The sequence below is a fragment of the Actinomadura miaoliensis genome, assembly GCF_039536785.1.
In the GTDB taxonomy this organism is placed as follows: domain Bacteria; phylum Actinomycetota; class Actinomycetes; order Streptosporangiales; family Streptosporangiaceae; genus Spirillospora; species Spirillospora miaoliensis.
This window is the reverse complement of the sequence record NZ_BAAAZG010000042.1, coordinates 164,474-180,104: the sequence shown is the minus strand read 5'-3', so window position 1 is coordinate 180,104 and position 15,631 is coordinate 164,474. Positions and strand designations below refer to the sequence as shown.

Genomic DNA, 15,631 nt, shown 5'->3' with positions numbered 1-15,631 from the left:
GCCGCATCGGGGGCGGCGGCCTCAGGCGCGGGCGGTGCCGCCGCGGGGGCCGGGGGCGGAGCGGCCGAGCCGGCCGCGGCCGGCGGTGGGGTGGCGAGCGGCCTCGTGGGCAAGGCGGCGCTCGCGGTGGCGGGCACGGCGGTGGTGGCGGGCGCCGGGGGCGCCGTCTACGTGGCGACGGCCGACGAGCCCGAGCGTCCGCGTACTCCGCCCTTGAGCGTCTCCCTGGCCGCGTGGCAGGAGACCTCGGCCTCGCTGCCGCTGTCGATGTCCGGGCAGCTCGCCCAGGTCAGGGGCAGTGCGAACGCCGCGCTGGTGCAGCGCGTCAACGCCGCGTTGCGCGGCCCGGTGGACACCCAGAAGAACGCCTACCATTCGGCGCTCGCCAACGGCCCCGGCACCGACGCCAACTCGTCCGTCACCGTCCGTCCGCACGTACGCCTCAACGGGCCGCGCTATGCGTCGGTGCGTTACGACTTCGCCATGCGGTCGCCGACGCTGTGGCATTCGAGCTGGAGCCGGGCCCGTACCGTCACGGTCGACCTCACGACGGGCGGCACTCTGCGCACCGCCGACATCTTCCTGCCTTCGATGCTGACCCGGCAGGGGCTGGCGGAGTTCTCCGCGCGGGTACGCGAGCGCGCGGCGGGCACGTGCCTGGCCGACCGGCCGCCGGCGTTCACGGCCGCCGACCTCGACAGCACCAAGGTCCAGATGGCGCTGACGGCCCGTGAGCTGGAGGTGCTGGTGGACGCCCCCGAGCTCGGCGCCTACGAGATGGCGTGCGGCCAGACGGCCCATCGCATCCCCTACACCGCGCTCCAGGGCATGATCAGGCCCGAGGTGCTCAAGGCCATCCCCTACCCCGCGCCCTCGGCGACGCGCAGCTGACACGCCGACGCCCCCGCCGGGCCGGCCGGCGGGGGCGTCTGGCGTGTCAGGCGCTCACTTGCGCTTGTTGATCTCCTCGGTGAGCTGGGGGGCCACCTGGAACAGGTCGCCCACCACGCCGTAGTCGACCAGCTCGAAGATCGGCGCCTCGGGGTCCTTGTTGATGGCGACGATCGTCTTGGAGGTCTGCATGCCGGCCCGGTGCTGGATGGCGCCTGAGATGCCGACCGCCACGTACAGCTGCGGCGAGACGGTCTTGCCGGTCTGGCCGACCTGGAACTGGTGCGGGTACCAGCCGGCGTCGGTGGCGGCGCGGGAGGCGCCCACCGCCGCGCCGAGCGAGTCGGCCAGGTCCTCGATGATCTTGAAGTTCTCGGCGCCGCCGACGCCGCGGCCGCCGGAGACCACGATCGCGGCCTCGGTCAGGTCCGGGCGCTCGCCCTTCTCCTGGACGACCTTCTCCACGATCCGGGCGGCCTTGTCGGTGTCCGACAGGGTCACCGAGACCTGCTCCTCGGCCGGGGTGGCGGGGGCGGCCTCGGGGGCGATCGAGTTGGGCCGCACCGCGATGATCGGCGTGCCCTTGGTGACCTTGGCGTGCGCGATGATCGCGCCACCGAAGATCGAGTGCTCGCCGACGAAGCCCTCGGCGACGTCCACCACGTCGGTGAGCACGCCGGAGCCGGTCTTGACCGCCAGGCGCCCGGCGATCTCCTTGCCCTCGCCGGTCGCCGAGACCAGCACGGCGCCGGGCGAGCCGTTCTGCACGAGCTGGGCCAGCAGCGCGGCCTTGGGCGCGACGACGTAGGAGGTCAGCTCCTCGTCGGCGGCCACGTAGACCTTGGCGGCGCCGTACTCGGCCAGCCTGTCCTTGGCGCCCTCGTAGCCCGGGCCGACCCAGACCGCGGCCGGCTCGCCGAGGCGGCGCGCGAGGGTCAGCAGTTCGAGGGTGACCTTCTTGACCTCACCGTCGACGTGGTCGACGAGGACGAGAATCTCGGCCATCGGTTCGCGTGTCCCCTTCCCCGCTCAGACGAACTTCTTCGACGCGAGGAACTCGGCGATCCTGACGCCGCCGTCGCCCTCGTCGGTGACGATCTCACCCTTGCTGCGCGGCGGGGCCTCGGCGAAGTCCACCACCGCGGTGGCCGCGTTGGCCAGCCCCACCTGGCCGGCGTCGATGCCCGCGTCGGCGACGCCGAGCGTCTCCACCGGCTTCTTCTTGGCCGCCATGATCCCCTTGAACGAGGGGTAGCGCGGCTCGTTGATCTTCTCCACGACGCTGACGACCGCGGGCAGGCTCGCCTCGACCTTGTCGAAGCCGTAGTCGGTCTGCCGCTGCACGGTGATGGACGTGCCGTCGATCTCCACCTTGTTGGCCAGCGACAGCTGCGGAACGCCGAGGCGCTCGGCCAGCATCGCCGCCAGCAGCCCGGTGCGCGCGTCGGTCGACTCCGAGCCCAGCACCACCAGGTCGAACCCGGTGCGGCCCAGCACCTGCTGGATGGCGTAGGAGGTCTGCAGCGCGTCGGAGCCGGCGAGGGCGTCGTCGACGAGGTGCACGGCCTTGTCCGCGCCCATGGCCAGCGCCTTGCGGATGGAGTCGGTCGCCTTGTCGGGGCCCATGGTGAGGACGGTCACCTCCCCGCCGTGGGCCTCCTTGATGCGCAGCGCCTCCTCGATGGCGTACTCGTCGAGCTCGTTGATGACACCGTCCGCGGCGGCACGGTCCAGCGTGCTGTCCTCGGACTTGAGCTTGCGCGGGCTCTCGGTGTCGGGAACCTGCTTCACCAGGACGACGATGTTCATGGCCGGTGGCCGACCTCCCTGCACTCAGTTCGGCCGCTGAGGTAAAGCGGCTCGGAGGCGCCGCCCCTGCAACGGGTCGACGCGACGGGCTGATGCCTCACAGCCTGCCAAACTCCCGAACGGGCTTCGGCCCCGGGGGACGGTTTTCCGGCTGCGCACCTCATGTTACCCGCGGGTAATCGGGGCGCAAACTCGCCGTTCACGGCGATCTACGGGACCGGGCCGCGACCGCCGCGACCTGGGCGATCCCGCGACCCGAGGGTGATCGAGATCACATTGCGGGACGGTCAGTGCAGGGCGGCCTGCAGGCGGCCGATCAGGCTCTCCGTCGAGGTCTGCAGCCCGTACATCGGCGCCAGGCTGGGCGTCAGGGAGATCGCGCCGACCACGGCGAGGAAGGCCAGCACGCCGAGCGCGACCCCGGCCGTTGCGAGCCGCCGCGGCGAGCGGGCAACCGCCGTGAACCACTGTTCGAGCCGGCGGTACGGGCCGGTGACGCCCGGCGCCGTCCACAGCGCGCACACCCCGGCGCCCACGGCGAACCCGCACACCCCCAGCGGGTCGGCCTCCACGCGGAACAGTGACAGCGCGATCAGGCCGCCGCCGAGCACCAGCGCGAACACCGCCGCGTACGGCAGCGTGGCCGCCGTGCGGGCCAGCGCCGACAGCCGGGCCCGGGGGTCCGCCGCGGCCTGCAGCCGCAGCACGGCCACCGCCACCACCGACACCAGCGCTCCCACCAGCGGCAGCATGATCGCCAGGCCGACCGCGAGCACGACCACCATGGCCGACAGCAGCCGCGCCCACCCCCGTTCGACCGCCGCCGCCTGCCGCGGCCGCCCGGACGCCGCCACCGGAGGCGCCGAACGCGCCGGGCCGCGCGTCGCGGCCGCCGGGGCGGGAATCGACGGCGGGGGCGAGGCCGGCCCCAGGTCGAGCGCGGCGACCGCCTCGGCGACCTCCGCCGCCGACGGCGGACGCGCCGACAGCGCCGCCTCCACCACGGGCCACAGCGGCTCCGGCACGCTCCCCGCCCCGATGGCGAGGGCCGTGCCGGTGTCGTCGGTGTCGCCGAGCTTGGCCGTCGCGGCGAAGACGACCGTCCGCGCCCAGGCGTGCACGTCCTCGGCCGCCCCGTCGTCGCTCTGGGCGGCGATGCCGAAGTCGGTGACAACGGGGGCGCCGTCGACCACGAGGACCGTGTCGGGGCCGAACGCTCCGTGGGCGAGCCCCGCCTCGTGGACGGCCGCCAGTGCCTTGGCCATGCCGAGGGCCAGGCGGTGCAGGGCGGCGCCCTGCAACGGCCCGTGTTCGGCCACCACGTCGGTGAGCGGTTGCCCGGGGACGAAACGACTGACGACGTAGGGCGGGTCGGCGGAGGCGTCGCCGTCCAGGACGTCCACCGCGTAGGGGCTCAGCACCTCGCGCATGCGTTCGAGGTCGCGGCCCAGACGTTCGCGTGGGGCCGGGACCGCCGCGTCCGGGAGCAGCCGGATCGCCACGTCGCGCCCACTGGGATCGGCCGCCCGGTAGATCGTCCCGGTGGGGCCGCCCAGCCGGGCCAGCAGCCGATAGGGGCCGATCTGCTGTCGTTGCCTGGTCTCCCCGCTCATCGGCTCGCCACCTTACCGACCGGGCGCCCCCCGAGGGGCCACTCAGACGAAGGGGAGCCCGGTGAGCAGGTCGTGGACGTCGCTGCGCAGCCCCTCCAGGGACTGGCTCATCCCGCCCAGCGGGGTCGTGTCGGGCGGCTGCCCCCGGGACAGCACCACCAGCACCCCGGCGAACAGGCCCAGGATGAGCACCCCGGCCAGGGCGGCGTCCGTGCGGGGCAGCACCGCTCCCCAGGTGCGCGCCAGCTGGCGCCGTGGCGGGGCGCTCCCCGGAGCCAGGGTGAGCAGGACGATGACGGCCATGGACGAGTACGCGATGGCACGCGAGGCCGTCATGTCGGGGTTGGCGAACATCAGCACCGCCAGCAGGACCAGGCCCGCGAACACGGCGAGCGATGCCAGCAGCACCGTGACGAGCACCGCCCCCGGCAGGTGCAGGGGCGTCTTGAACGCCGCGGCCACCGCATCGCCGGATCGTGGGCCGCGCCGGGTGCGCTTGTCCTCCATGCGGCGGGCGGCCTTGTCCGCCATGCGCAGCACCAGGACGCCGACAATGGTGACGCCCACGGCGAGGAGGGGGGCGATGTTGGCGAAGCCCAGCAGCGCCACCAGGACGATGAAGCTGAGCACCCGGTACCAGCCGTACGGCTTGCGGCGGGGTTGTTCGTCCGGGCGGCGCGCGGGTTCTGTCGGGCGGCGCCGTTCGAGGTCCCTGCCGGCGGCGCCCTGGTTGTACGGGTCGTACGGCGCGGGCGGGGGAAGCTGCTCCGGAGGCTGGGCGCGGCGCGCCTGCCCCTGGGCGGGGTCGTGGTGGTACGGGGCGTACGCCCGCTGGTCGTACGGCGACGGCTCGTACCGGTTCGGCTCGTAGGGAGCGGGCTCATAGGGGTTCGTCTCGTACGGGCCGGGTGCGGGCGGCGGCGCGGCCGGGGGCAGCAGGCCCTTGAAGTCACTGGGCTGCGCCGGAGCGGGCGCGGGCGTGGGAGCGGGCAGCGGCTCGGCGGAGACGGGCGGCGGCGACGGAGTCGGCGGGACCGGCGCCGGCCCCGGCATGGAGAACACCCGGGAGTGGTCGGACGAGGCGTCCGTCTGCTGGGACGTCCTGTCCGGCCGCGGGTAGTGCTCGTCCACCCGGGTGGTGTCGGTGATGGTGGCCTCGAAGTGGATGCGCCGGGTGAGCTGCACCAGCCCCACGGCGGTGGGCCGTTCGGCCGGGTTGCGGGCCATCGCCGAGCGCAGCACGGGCAGCAGCGCCTCGGGCACCCCGTCCAGGTCCGGCGCGCCCTGCATGATCTTGTAGAAGATCGACTCGAAGGTGCCGGAGCCGAACGGCGGCCGCCCGGTGGCGGCATAGGCGACCGTGCCGGCCCAGGCGTGCACGTCGGACGCGGGCCCGGCGTCCTCCCCCTCGATGATCTCCGGGGCGAGGTAGCCGGGGGTGCCGATGACCATGCCGGTGGCGGTGAGCCGGGTGGCGTCGGCGGCCTGCGCGATGCCGAAGTCGATCACGATGGGCTCGTCGTCGACCAGCATGACGTTGCCCGGCTTGAGGTCGCGGTGCACGATCCCGGCGCCGTGGATGGCCGACAGCGCCGAGGCCAGGCCCACCGCCAGCCGCTGCAGCGCCTGCCCGTAGCGCGGCCCGTCCGCCTCGACGGCCTCCTCCAGGGTGCGGCCCGGCACGTACTGGGTGACGATGTACGGCTGCTCGGCGGTGACGTCGGCGTCGAGGATCTCCGCCACGTGCGGGCTGTGCACCCGCCGCATGGAGTCCACCTCGCGCGCCAGCCTCCGCCGGGCGGTGGTGTCCCCCGCCACGGCCGGACGCAGCACCTTGATGGCCACCTTGCGCCCCTCGGGATCGGCGGCGAGGTACACCACGCCCATGCCGCCTTCCCCCAGCGTCTGGAGTACGCGGTAATGGCCTATTCGGTCCCCGGACGTGACAACCCCCTTCATCGCTTACGAAACCCTACCTTCGCCCATCTCGTCGGCAGGATCCATCCGGACGGCGCTCCTCCCAGAGGTGTCCTCATGCCGCGACGTACGGGACGGGCCCGGCCGCGCCGACGTCCTCCGTCGCCAGCGCCCCCGCGAACCACCGCGCGGACGGGCGCCGCCGGGGGTCGCGGTCCAGCCCCCGCCGCAGCAGTCCGGCCAGGGGCTCCTCCACCCCGTCCAGGTCGGCCATCCCGCTCACGATGCGGAAGCAGACCCCCTCCAGGGACCCACGGCCGAACGGCGGCCGCCCCGTCGCGGCGAACGCGACCGTGGCCGCCCAGGCGAACACGTCGGACGCGGTCGTGGCGGGCTCGCCCTCGATGAGCTCGGGAGCCAGGTAGGCGGGTGTGCCCACGACCATGCCGGGACGGGTCGTCTGCCCCGCGTCCGCGTCGTGGGCGATGCCGAAGTCGATGAGCGTGGGACGGTCCCCGTGCACCATGACGTTGCCGGGGGTGACGTCACGGTGCAGCACCGCCGCGTCGTGCACGGCCGCCACCGCCAGCGCCATCCCCCGGGCCAGCCGCCGCAGCCGGTCACGGCGGGGCGGCCCGTAGGACTCCACCAGCTCGCTCAGCGGGCAGCCGGGGACGTAGGCCATCACCACGTAGGGCGGGTCGGCGTCCACCCGGCCGTCCAGCAGCCGCGCCACGTACGGGCTGCGCACCCGCCCCTGCACGGCCATCTCCCGGGCCAGGCGGCGCCGCGCCGCCGGGTCGGCCGCGATCTCCGGGCGCAGCCGCTTGACCGCGACCTCGCGGCCGAACGCGTCGATCGCCAGGTGCACCACGGCGGTGCCGCCCCGGCCGATCTCGTCCAGCAGCCGGTGCTCACCGAGTCGCGGAGGCGTCCCCATATCCCCTTTGACGCCGAGAACGGGGCGGACGTTCCTGACCGGACAAGGACAAGATCGGCGATCAGCCGCGTCGGGCCGCCTGCCTGGCGCGACGCTCCTCCCGCCGCTCCTCGAACCGCGCGGCGGCCGTGTCCAGCCCGGTCATGAACTCCGCCAGCTCCTCGCGGGCCTTCTCACCCTCGGGCCCCAGGTCGGTCCGCTCGAAGATCCGCCACTTGCGCAGGCACGGGCTGAGCACGTCGTCGTGGTGCAGCCGCAGGTCGTAGATGCCCGCGTTGGCGATGATCACCGACTTGCGCAGGAACCCGTCGATGCCGTGGCCGGGCATCTGGAACGCCTTGACCACGTCGGTGACCGCCCGCACGGTGGCGTCCACGTCGATCTCCAGCGCGGCGTCCAGCAGGTTCCGGTAGAAGATCATGTGCAGGTTCTCGTCGGCGGCGACCCGCGCCAGCAGCCGCTCGCACACCGGGTCGCCCGACGCCGTGCCGGTGTTGCGGTGCGCCACCCGGGTGGCCAGCTCCTGGAACGACACGTACGCCACCCCGTGCAGGAAACTCGTGCCGTGCGTCGCCTCGTAGCCCAGCTCCATGTGCTTCATCCGGGCCCGCTCCAGCGCCACCGGGTCGACGGCCCGGGTGACGGTGAGGTAGTCGCGGATGACGATGCCGTGCCGGTTCTCCTCGGCCGTCCAGCGGTTCACCCACGTGCCCCACGCGCCGTCGCGTCCGAAGACGGTGGCGATGGCGTGGTGGTAGCCGGGCAGGTTGTCCTCGGTCAGCAGGTTGACGATCAGGGACTCGCGGGCCTCGGTGCTCAGCGCGGACTGCTCGGGGCTCCACGGCTCACCGTCCAGGGGCCCGTCGAAGTCGCGGCCCTGGCTCCACGGGACGTACTGGTGCGGAAACCACTCCTTGGCCATCGACAGGTGACGGTCCAGCTCCTTCGCCACCACCGGCTCCAGATCCACCATCAGGCGCAACTGGGACTTGTCGTCGAACGTCTCGGGCATCGGTGTTCTTTCGCTCAGGGACGGGACGCGGAGAGCCCGCGGCATGACGGCGGCCCTGGTGCCGGGCGGCCACAGCCTACGGAACCGTAGGTTCGATGCTGTCGACCGTCCGGCCCGTACTGCTAGTCACGACGGCCACAAACACCCCCGGCTTTTTCTTGTGGGGGCGAGTGGAACCGGGCGCTTTTCCCCGGAGACGAGCGAAACCGGGCGCCCCCGCCGCCGTCAGCGGGTGTCGGCGGCCTGGCGCCACATCCGGTTGACCGCCGCCCGCAGCAGCGAACGCGGCATCGCCCTCAACGCGGGCAGCGCCGCCTTGTACTGCGCGCCCGGCACGCACAACGCGCGCCCCGCCGACACCGCGTCCAGCCCCGCGCGGGCCACGTCCTCACGGCGCAGCCACAGCAGGCTGGACTCCTGGGTCTCGTCGGTACGGGTGAACCCAGGGCACAGCGCCGTCACGTGCACGCCCGTGCCCGCCAGCTCGGCGTGCAGGCTTTCGGAGAACGCCGTCACGAACGCCTTGGTGGCGCCGTACGTGGCGCTGCCGGGCGACGGGGTGAACCCCGCCATGGACGAGACGTTCAGCACCCCGCCCCGGCCCCGTTCCACCATCCCCGGCAGCGCGGCGCGGGTGAGCCGCATCAGCGCCAGCACGTTCAGCTCCACCTGGGCGAGCTGGTCGTCCAGCGGCTGCCCCGCGAAGGCCCCGAACGCCCCGAACCCGGCGTTGTTGACCAGCAGCTCCACCGGCTCGGCGCGCAGCCGGTGCTCCACCTCGCCGCGCTGCCCCGGGTCGGTGAGGTCGGCGGCCAGCACCTCCACGGCCACCCTGTACCGCTCCACCAGCTCGCGGGCCAGCTCGTCCAGCCGCGCGGCGCGGCGGGCCACGATCACCAGGTCGGTGCCGCGTCCGGCCAGGATCCGGGCGAAGCTCTCGCCGATGCCGCTGGACGCGCCCGTGACGAGAGCGGTGCGGTACGCGGTGTGGGAGGAGCCCGGGGGGAAGGGGCTTCGCATGGCGGCCGATGCTATCCATTGACAAACCCTTTGACCGGGGACAGTCACGGAGCTCCCGCGGCCACCTCCAGAGGCGGGAACATCGCCGCCGGGTCCCCGCCCGCCGCCCAGACGCCGATCGCGAACGCCGTCGTCGCCTCGAGCAGCCCGGCCCGGTCCAGGCCGCCCCCGTCGACGGGCTCGCATCCGATGTCGCGCACCAGGCTCCGCACCGCGCGCAGGGCGTCGGCGTCGTCCCCGCACAGGGGGACGCCCAGGGGACGCCCGTCGAACACCGGCGGCGTCAGGCGCCACACGCTCTCGTGGCAGGTGTTGAACGCCTTCACCACGCGGGCACCGCCTCGGGCGGCGTCGGCGATGCGTTGCGCCGCCGACGGCCCGTCGCCCGTCCGCAGGGTGAAGTCCGGCGGGCCGGTGGGGTTGGTGCAGTCGATGAGCACCTTCCCGCCGAGGGCGTCCGCCACGGCCTCCACCACGTCCAGCGCCCCCTCCCACCAGACGGCGAGCAGCACGACCTCGCCGAACTCCGCGGCCTCACCCAGCGTCCCGCCGCGCGCGCCCGCGCCGATCCGCGCCGCCAGCGCCTCCGCCTTGGACGGCGTTCGCGCCCCGACGAAGACCTCGTGGCCCGCCCGTGCCCACTGCGTGGCGAGCGCGTCCGCCATGTTCCCGGCGCCCAGTGTCCCGATGCGCATCCCGACCTCCCGGTCGTCCCGTCGAATACGTTCGGACGGGACGCTAGGCGGTTCGTTACGCACCCCCGGGTGCGCATCGGAAGGGGCAGGCTGTGGACGACGCCATGAGAACCACCGACGACGTCTTCCTCGCGGACTGCCAGGCCCGCCTGGGGTTCGACCTGCTGTCCGGCACGTGGACGAGCGTGGTGCTGTACGCGCTGCGCGACGGCCCGACGCGTCCCGGCGAGCTGCGCGACCGCATCGGCGGCATCAGCCACAAGGTCCTCACCGAGACGCTGCGCCGGCTGGAGCGCAACGGCCTGGTGGCCCGCCGCCGCTACGCCGAGGCCCCGCCGCGCGTGGAGTACGAGCTGACCGAGCCGGGCCGCGGCCTCCTGGAGCCGATCACCGCCCTGGGCCGCTGGAGCGCCCGCCACGCCGACGAGGTCCTCGCCGCCCAGCGGCGAGCCGCCCCGGACGACGACTGGTGAGGCTCAGCGGCCGGTGAAGGTCGCCTTGCCCGGCCCCTGTTCCATGAAGCTGCGCATGCCGGTCGCCTGGTCCTCGGTGGCGAACAGCGCGGCGAACTGCGTCCGCTCCATCTCCAGGCCGGTCTCCAGGTCGACCTCCAGCCCCGCGTCGATCACCTGCTTGGCGGCGCGCAACGCCAGCGCCGGCCCGCCGACGAACGTCGCGGCCCACTCCCGCGCCGCCGTGTAGACCTCGGCGTCCGGCACGACGCGGTCGACCAGGCCCATGGCCAGCGCCTCGGGGGCGGCCACGTGCCGCCCCGAGAAGATCAGGTCCTTGGCCTTGGCGGGACCGACCAGCCGCGCCAGCCGCTGCGTGCCGCCCGCGCCGGGGATGATGCCGAGCTGGATCTCCGGCTGGCCCACCTTGGCGCCCTCCCCCGCGACGCGGAAGTCGGCCGCCAGCGCCACCTCCAGGCCGCCGCCGAGCGCGTAACCGGTGATCGCCGCGATGACCGGCTTGGGGATCGCCGCCAGGGCCTTGGTGAAGTCCTGCAGCAGCCGCGAGGGCGCGCCCGACATCTGCGCGAACGACAGCGGCGCCATCTCCTTGATGTCGGCGCCCGCCGCGAACACCCGCTCCCCGCCGTAGAGGATCACCGCGGCCACCGTCTCGTCCTGGGTGACCTCCCGCGCCGCCTCCACGAGTTCCCGCTGCATCGACGCGTTCAGGGCGTTCATCTTCGGCCGGTCCAGCCGGATCGTCCCGATGCCGTCCTCCACCTCGACACGCACGAACTCGCCCACAACGACCTCCCGTGATCGAACAACGCCCCGAGCCTAACCATGTCCGTGTGGGGGACGACCCCCTACACCCCCGTCAGTCGGACGGGCAATCCTCACTCCGCTGCGGCCACGCTGTCCTGTGGGGGGCGACCCCCCTACACCCCCCGTCAGTCGGACGAGCAATCCTCACTCCGCTGCGGCCACGCTGTCCTGTGGGGGGCGACCCCCCTACACCCCCCGTCAGTCGGACGAGCAATCCTCACTCCGCTGCGCTCCGTTGCGGTTGCTCGTCCTCCGGTGTCGGTCCTCGCTGGTAGCTTCGGGGACGCTCGGTAACGGCTCTCTCGGGGATCACTCTTCATGCTCGTCGCGCACGCCACCTGGCATGGGGGCGCGCTCTGCCTGTGGGCGGAGCGCACCGGCCCGTACCGGCCGCATCCCGACGTGCACCCGTTCGCCACCCGGGACTTCACCGGCACCTCCTACGAGCCGCTGGTGAAGGGCGCGTTCCGCGTCGAGCTGACGATGACGCTGCCCACGCATGGCGATCATCCGCTGCCGTCCCCGGAGTGCGGCGCCGAGGGCGTCGTCCCGGAGGAGCTGCGGGCCTGGCGGGTGCCCGCGCTGGTGCTGGAGCCGTTCCCGGCGATGACGCTGCTGCAGCTGGCCGAGCACAGCGCCGACGTGGTCCCCGGCAGCGACCTGCGATTCCTGTGCCTGCTGGCGGACGAGGCGATGCGGCTGGCCGGGCGTGGGCAGGTGCTGCCGGCGCTGCTGCGCGAGGACGGCGACCTGGTGGCGCGGTGGCGTCCCGTCATCGACGATCCCGCCCGTTTCGCCGACCTGGCGCGCGCGATGCCCGCCGCCTGCCGCGCCGCCGACGGCGGGCGTCCCGCCGTCGAGGTGCTGCGCGAGGCGCTGTCCGGCCTGGTCGACACGGCCGTGCGGGGCGTGGTGCCGCATCCGCTGCTGCCGCCGCGCCGCGGCAAGGCGCCCGACCGCGTGCCGCTGGCCGAACGCTGGGTGGAGGCGCTGACCGGCCCCAACTTCAGCGTGCCGCGCGAGCCGGGTGACGACGCCGATGACCTGATCGCCGAGCTGGACGCCTGGGCCGCCGCCTCCCGCCGTCCCGCCGGGCCGCTGCGCGTGTGCTTCCGCCTGGTGGAGCCCGGCGCCGCCACGACGGACGTCCCCGACGCCCCCGGCGACGCGGACGAGGAGGCCGACGACGACGCCTGGCGCGTGGAGTTCGCCCTGCAGGGCACCGACGACCCCAGCCTGTACGTCCCGGCCGCCACGGTCTGGGCGGGCGAGGCCACGTCGATCGCGGCCGCCGAGGAGACGCTGCTCACCGGCCTGGGACGTGCCCTGCGCCTGTTCCCCGACCTGACGGCCGCGCTCGACTCCCCCACTCCCGCCGAGCTGACCCTCGACACCGCGGGCGCGTTCCGCTTCCTGCGGCAGGCCGCGCCGATGCTGGCCGCCGCCGGTTTCGGCGTGCTGCTGCCGCAGTGGGCGGGCAAGGCCAAGCTCGGCATGCGCCTCACCACCCGCGCGCAGGACGGGGAGGGCTCGGGCGCGGCGGCGTCGTCCGGGTTCGACCTGGGCAGCATGGTGAACTTCCGCTGGGACCTGGCCATCGGCGACGAGACCGTCGACGAGGACGAGCTGGAGGAGCTGGCCCGGCTCAAGACGCCCCTGGTGCGGCTGCGCGGCCAGTGGGTGGAGCTGGACGAGCAGCAGCTGCAGGCCGCCCTGGACTTCCTGCGCCATCCCCGCCGCGGCCGGATGACCGCCGCCGAGGCGATGCGCGCGGTCATCCACGCCGGCGACGACGCCCTCCCGCTCCTCGACGTCGACGCCGACGGCGCGTTCGGCGACCTGCTGTCCGGCGAGGCCGACCGCCGCCTCACCCCGCTGGCGACCCCGGACGGCCTGAGCGCCGAGCTGCGCGCCTACCAGCGGCGGGGGCTGGCCTGGCTGGCGTTCATGAACGGTCTCGGCCTCGGCGCCGTCCTCGCCGACGATATGGGGTTGGGAAAGACTGTCTCTGTGCTGTCCCTGCTGGTGCACGAGCGGGGGGACGGGCGGGGCGACGGGGCGGCCGTGCCGGGGCCGACGCTGCTGGTGGTGCCCATGTCGCTGGTGGGCAACTGGCAGCGGGAGGCGGCCAAGTTCGCGCCGAAGCTGCGCGTGTACGTCCACCACGGCACGGGGCGGCACCGCGACGACGATCTCGTCCGGGCGGCGGCGCAGGCCGATCTGGTCGTCACCACGTACGGCACGGCGGCCCGCGACGCGGCGATGCTGGCGCGCGTCACCTGGGAGCGGGTGGTGTGCGACGAGGCGCAGGCGCTGAAGAACAGCGGCACCCGGCAGGCCCGCGCCATCCGCGGCATCCCGGCCCGCACGCGGATCGCGCTGACCGGCACGCCGGTGGAGAACCACCTGACGGAGCTGTGGTCGATCCTGGAGTTCGCCAATCCGGGGCTGCTGGGGCCGCGGGCGGCGTTCCGGGAGCGGTTCGCGATCCCGATCGAGCGGGACGGGGACGAGGGCGCGGCCCAGGCGCTGCGGCGCGCCACCCGGCCGTTCGTGCTGCGCCGCCTGAAGACCGACAAGGCGATCATCTCCGACCTGCCGGAGAAGCAGGAGATCAAGGTCTACTGCAACCTGACCCCCGAGCAGGCCTCGCTGTACCAGGCGACGCTGGACGACATGCTGGAGCGCATCGCCGAGAGCGAGGAGGACAAGCGGCGGGGTCTGGTGCTGGCGACGATGGCGCGGCTCAAGCAGGTCTGCAACCATCCGGCGCAGCTGCTCAAGGACGGGTCGCGGCTGCCGGGCCGGTCGGGCAAGCTGGAGCGGCTGGAGGAGATCTGCGCGCAGGTCGTCGAGCAGGGCGAGAAGGCGCTGGTGTTCACCCAGTACGCCGAGTTCGGGGCGATGCTGCGGCCGTACCTGGCGGCGCGGCTGGAGCGGCCGGTGCTGTGGCTGCACGGCGGCACGTCGCGGCGCCGGCGTGACGAGCTGGTGCGGCACTTCCAGGAGGACGACGAGCCGGCGGTGTTCCTGCTGTCGCTGAAGGCGGCGGGCACCGGGCTGACGCTGACGGCCGCCAACCACGTGGTGCACGTCGACCGGTGGTGGAATCCGGCCGTGGAGGACCAGGCCACCGACCGGGCGTTCCGCATCGGCCAGACCAGGAACGTGCAGGTCCGCAAGCTCGTCTGCGTCGGCACGATGGAGGAGCGGATCGACGAGATGATCGACCGCAAGAAGGCGCTTGCCGAGTCGGTGGTCGGCAGCGGGGAGGACTGGCTGACCGAGCTGTCGGTCGCCGAGCTGCGCGACGTGCTGCGCCTGTCCCCCGAGGCGGTGAGCGACTGATGAGCGGGTTCTTCGAGTACCGCGACCCGATCCCGGTGGAGGACGGCATCCGGGCCCGCACCCGCCGCGGCTCGATCGGCGCGCGGTGGTGGTCGCGGCGGTTCGTCGACCTGATCGAGGCGTCCGGCGACACCGGACGGTTGCAGCGCGGCCGCGCGTACGCCCGCAAGGGCCAGGTGATCGATCTCAAAGTGGCGCCGTACGAGGTGACCGCGCGCGTGCAGGGCTCGGTGGACGAGCCGTACGAGGTGGCCGTCGGCATCGACGCGCTCTCGGAGGTCGAGTGGCGCGCGGTGGAGGGCGAGCTGGCGTCCCGGGCGGTGTTCCGGGCGCGGCTGCTGGCCGGGGAGATGCCGCCGGAGATCGAGGACGTGCTGGCGGAGCTGGGGTTGTCGCTGTTCCCCGAGTCGGCGGCCGGCCTGCACCTGATGTGCACCTGCCCGGACTACGGCGACCCCTGCAAGCACGCCGCCGCGGTGCTCTACCTGCTCGCCGAGGCGTTCGACGACGATCCGTTCCTGGTGTTGCAGTGGAACGGCCGTACCAAGGAGCAGTTGCTCACGGCGTTGCGGCGGCTGCCCGCCGCCTCCCCCGACCCGATGGACGCGGACGGTGCGGACGACGAGCCGCTGTCACCGTCCGGCTTCTGGACGGCCCCGACGGGCCTGGCGCACCTGCGCGAGCGGCCGCCCGCCCCTCCGGTGCCCCCCGGTTTCATCCTGCGCGTCGCCGCTCCCCCGCCGGTGCGGATCCGGCGCCGTGAGCTGACGGACGTCCTCGCCCCCGCCTATGAGGCGCTCGCGTCGGCGAGCTTCGACTTCGACGAGCGCCGCGACGACGGCTAGCTCGACGGCTGGCACGAGGGCTGGCTCGACGGCCCGGCGCATTCGACGCAGGCCAGCACGGGCGCCCCGTCCGGAAGGTCGCCGATCCGCTCGGTGGGGCGGGGCCAGCGCTTCTCGCAGACCGCGCAGGCGTGACCGGCGCGCTGCGCGGGCGACAGCGGCGCGGGGTCCACGACCGCCACACGGGGTTCCTGGGGTACGACTGCAACGACGTTCACATACATGTCAACGCATAACGCGACATGTCCGTTACGGTCGGGC

At 73.7% G+C, this 15,631-nt stretch carries 14 protein-coding genes; 4 read left to right on the top strand and 10 right to left on the bottom strand.

Annotated features, from left to right (window positions below; all coding sequences use genetic code 11):
• Positions 1–891 (top strand): hypothetical protein (locus tag ABD811_RS27850; protein WP_344953491.1); only part of this gene is annotated, 891 nt, incomplete at its 5' end.
• 54 nt (positions 892–945) lie between these two features.
• Here the strand turns inward: ABD811_RS27850 and ABD811_RS27845 are convergent.
• From ABD811_RS27845 to ABD811_RS27810, 8 genes are all read right to left on the bottom strand, one after another.
• Positions 946–1,896, bottom strand: coding sequence for an electron transfer flavoprotein subunit alpha/FixB family protein (locus ABD811_RS27845; protein ID WP_344953488.1), 951 nt, complete (start codon positions 1,894–1,896; stop codon positions 946–948).
• A 24-nt stretch (positions 1,897–1,920) separates the two neighbouring features.
• Positions 1,921–2,700 carry an electron transfer flavoprotein subunit beta/FixA family protein gene (locus tag ABD811_RS27840; protein ID WP_344953485.1) on the bottom strand — a complete coding sequence of 260 codons (780 nt, stop codon included), beginning with the start codon at positions 2,698–2,700 and terminating at the stop codon, positions 1,921–1,923.
• A gap of 287 nt (positions 2,701–2,987) precedes the next feature.
• Positions 2,988–4,313, bottom strand: coding sequence for a protein kinase domain-containing protein (locus ABD811_RS27835; RefSeq protein WP_344953482.1), 1,326 nt, complete (start codon positions 4,311–4,313; stop codon positions 2,988–2,990).
• 42 nt (positions 4,314–4,355) lie between these two features.
• Positions 4,356–6,272 (bottom strand): serine/threonine-protein kinase, encoded by a 1,917-nt coding sequence (locus ABD811_RS27830; RefSeq protein WP_344953478.1) that lies wholly within the window; start codon positions 6,270–6,272, stop codon positions 4,356–4,358.
• Positions 6,273–6,345: 73 nt separating this feature from the next.
• Positions 6,346–7,170, bottom strand: coding sequence for a serine/threonine-protein kinase (locus ABD811_RS27825; protein WP_344953475.1), 825 nt, complete (start codon positions 7,168–7,170; stop codon positions 6,346–6,348).
• Between the two features lie 61 nt (positions 7,171–7,231).
• The gene (locus ABD811_RS27820; RefSeq protein ID WP_344953472.1) at positions 7,232–8,182 is read right to left on the bottom strand and encodes an acyl-ACP desaturase; all 951 of its coding nucleotides are present in this window, start codon (positions 8,180–8,182) and stop codon (positions 7,232–7,234) included.
• A gap of 225 nt (positions 8,183–8,407) precedes the next feature.
• Positions 8,408–9,202, bottom strand: coding sequence for an SDR family NAD(P)-dependent oxidoreductase (locus ABD811_RS27815; RefSeq protein ID WP_344953470.1), 795 nt, complete (start codon positions 9,200–9,202; stop codon positions 8,408–8,410).
• A 44-nt stretch (positions 9,203–9,246) separates the two neighbouring features.
• Positions 9,247–9,897 carry an NADPH-dependent F420 reductase gene (locus ABD811_RS27810; RefSeq protein ID WP_344953467.1) on the bottom strand — a complete coding sequence of 217 codons (651 nt, stop codon included), beginning with the start codon at positions 9,895–9,897 and terminating at the stop codon, positions 9,247–9,249.
• A gap of 104 nt (positions 9,898–10,001) precedes the next feature.
• On the opposite strand from ABD811_RS27810, the gene ABD811_RS27805 reads away from it, so the two are divergent.
• A complete protein-coding gene (locus ABD811_RS27805) occupies positions 10,002–10,370 on the top strand; it encodes a winged helix-turn-helix transcriptional regulator (RefSeq protein WP_344953464.1) in 369 nt (122 codons plus the stop codon).
• 3 nt (positions 10,371–10,373) lie between these two features.
• On the opposite strand, the gene ABD811_RS27800 is transcribed toward ABD811_RS27805, so the two are convergent.
• Positions 10,374–11,156 carry an enoyl-CoA hydratase/isomerase family protein gene (locus tag ABD811_RS27800; protein WP_344953461.1) on the bottom strand — a complete coding sequence of 261 codons (783 nt, stop codon included), beginning with the start codon at positions 11,154–11,156 and terminating at the stop codon, positions 10,374–10,376.
• A 339-nt stretch (positions 11,157–11,495) separates the two neighbouring features.
• Here ABD811_RS27800 and ABD811_RS27795 point away from each other — a divergent pair, with 339 nt between their 5' ends.
• Positions 11,496–14,525, top strand: a complete 3,030-nt coding sequence (locus ABD811_RS27795) for a DEAD/DEAH box helicase (RefSeq protein ID WP_344953459.1) — start codon at positions 11,496–11,498, stop codon at positions 14,523–14,525.
• Complete coding sequence (locus ABD811_RS27790; protein WP_344953456.1) at positions 14,525–15,370, top strand: SWIM zinc finger family protein; 846 nt, start codon at positions 14,525–14,527, stop codon at positions 15,368–15,370. Before ABD811_RS27795 ends, ABD811_RS27790 begins: the two co-directional genes overlap by 1 nt.
• Here the strand turns inward: ABD811_RS27790 and ABD811_RS27785 are convergent.
• Positions 15,367–15,552 (bottom strand): hypothetical protein, encoded by a 186-nt coding sequence (locus tag ABD811_RS27785; protein ID WP_344953454.1) that lies wholly within the window; start codon positions 15,550–15,552, stop codon positions 15,367–15,369. The two genes, ABD811_RS27790 and ABD811_RS27785, sit on opposite strands and share 4 nt — an antisense overlap.
• Positions 15,553–15,631: the final 79 nt, after the last annotated feature.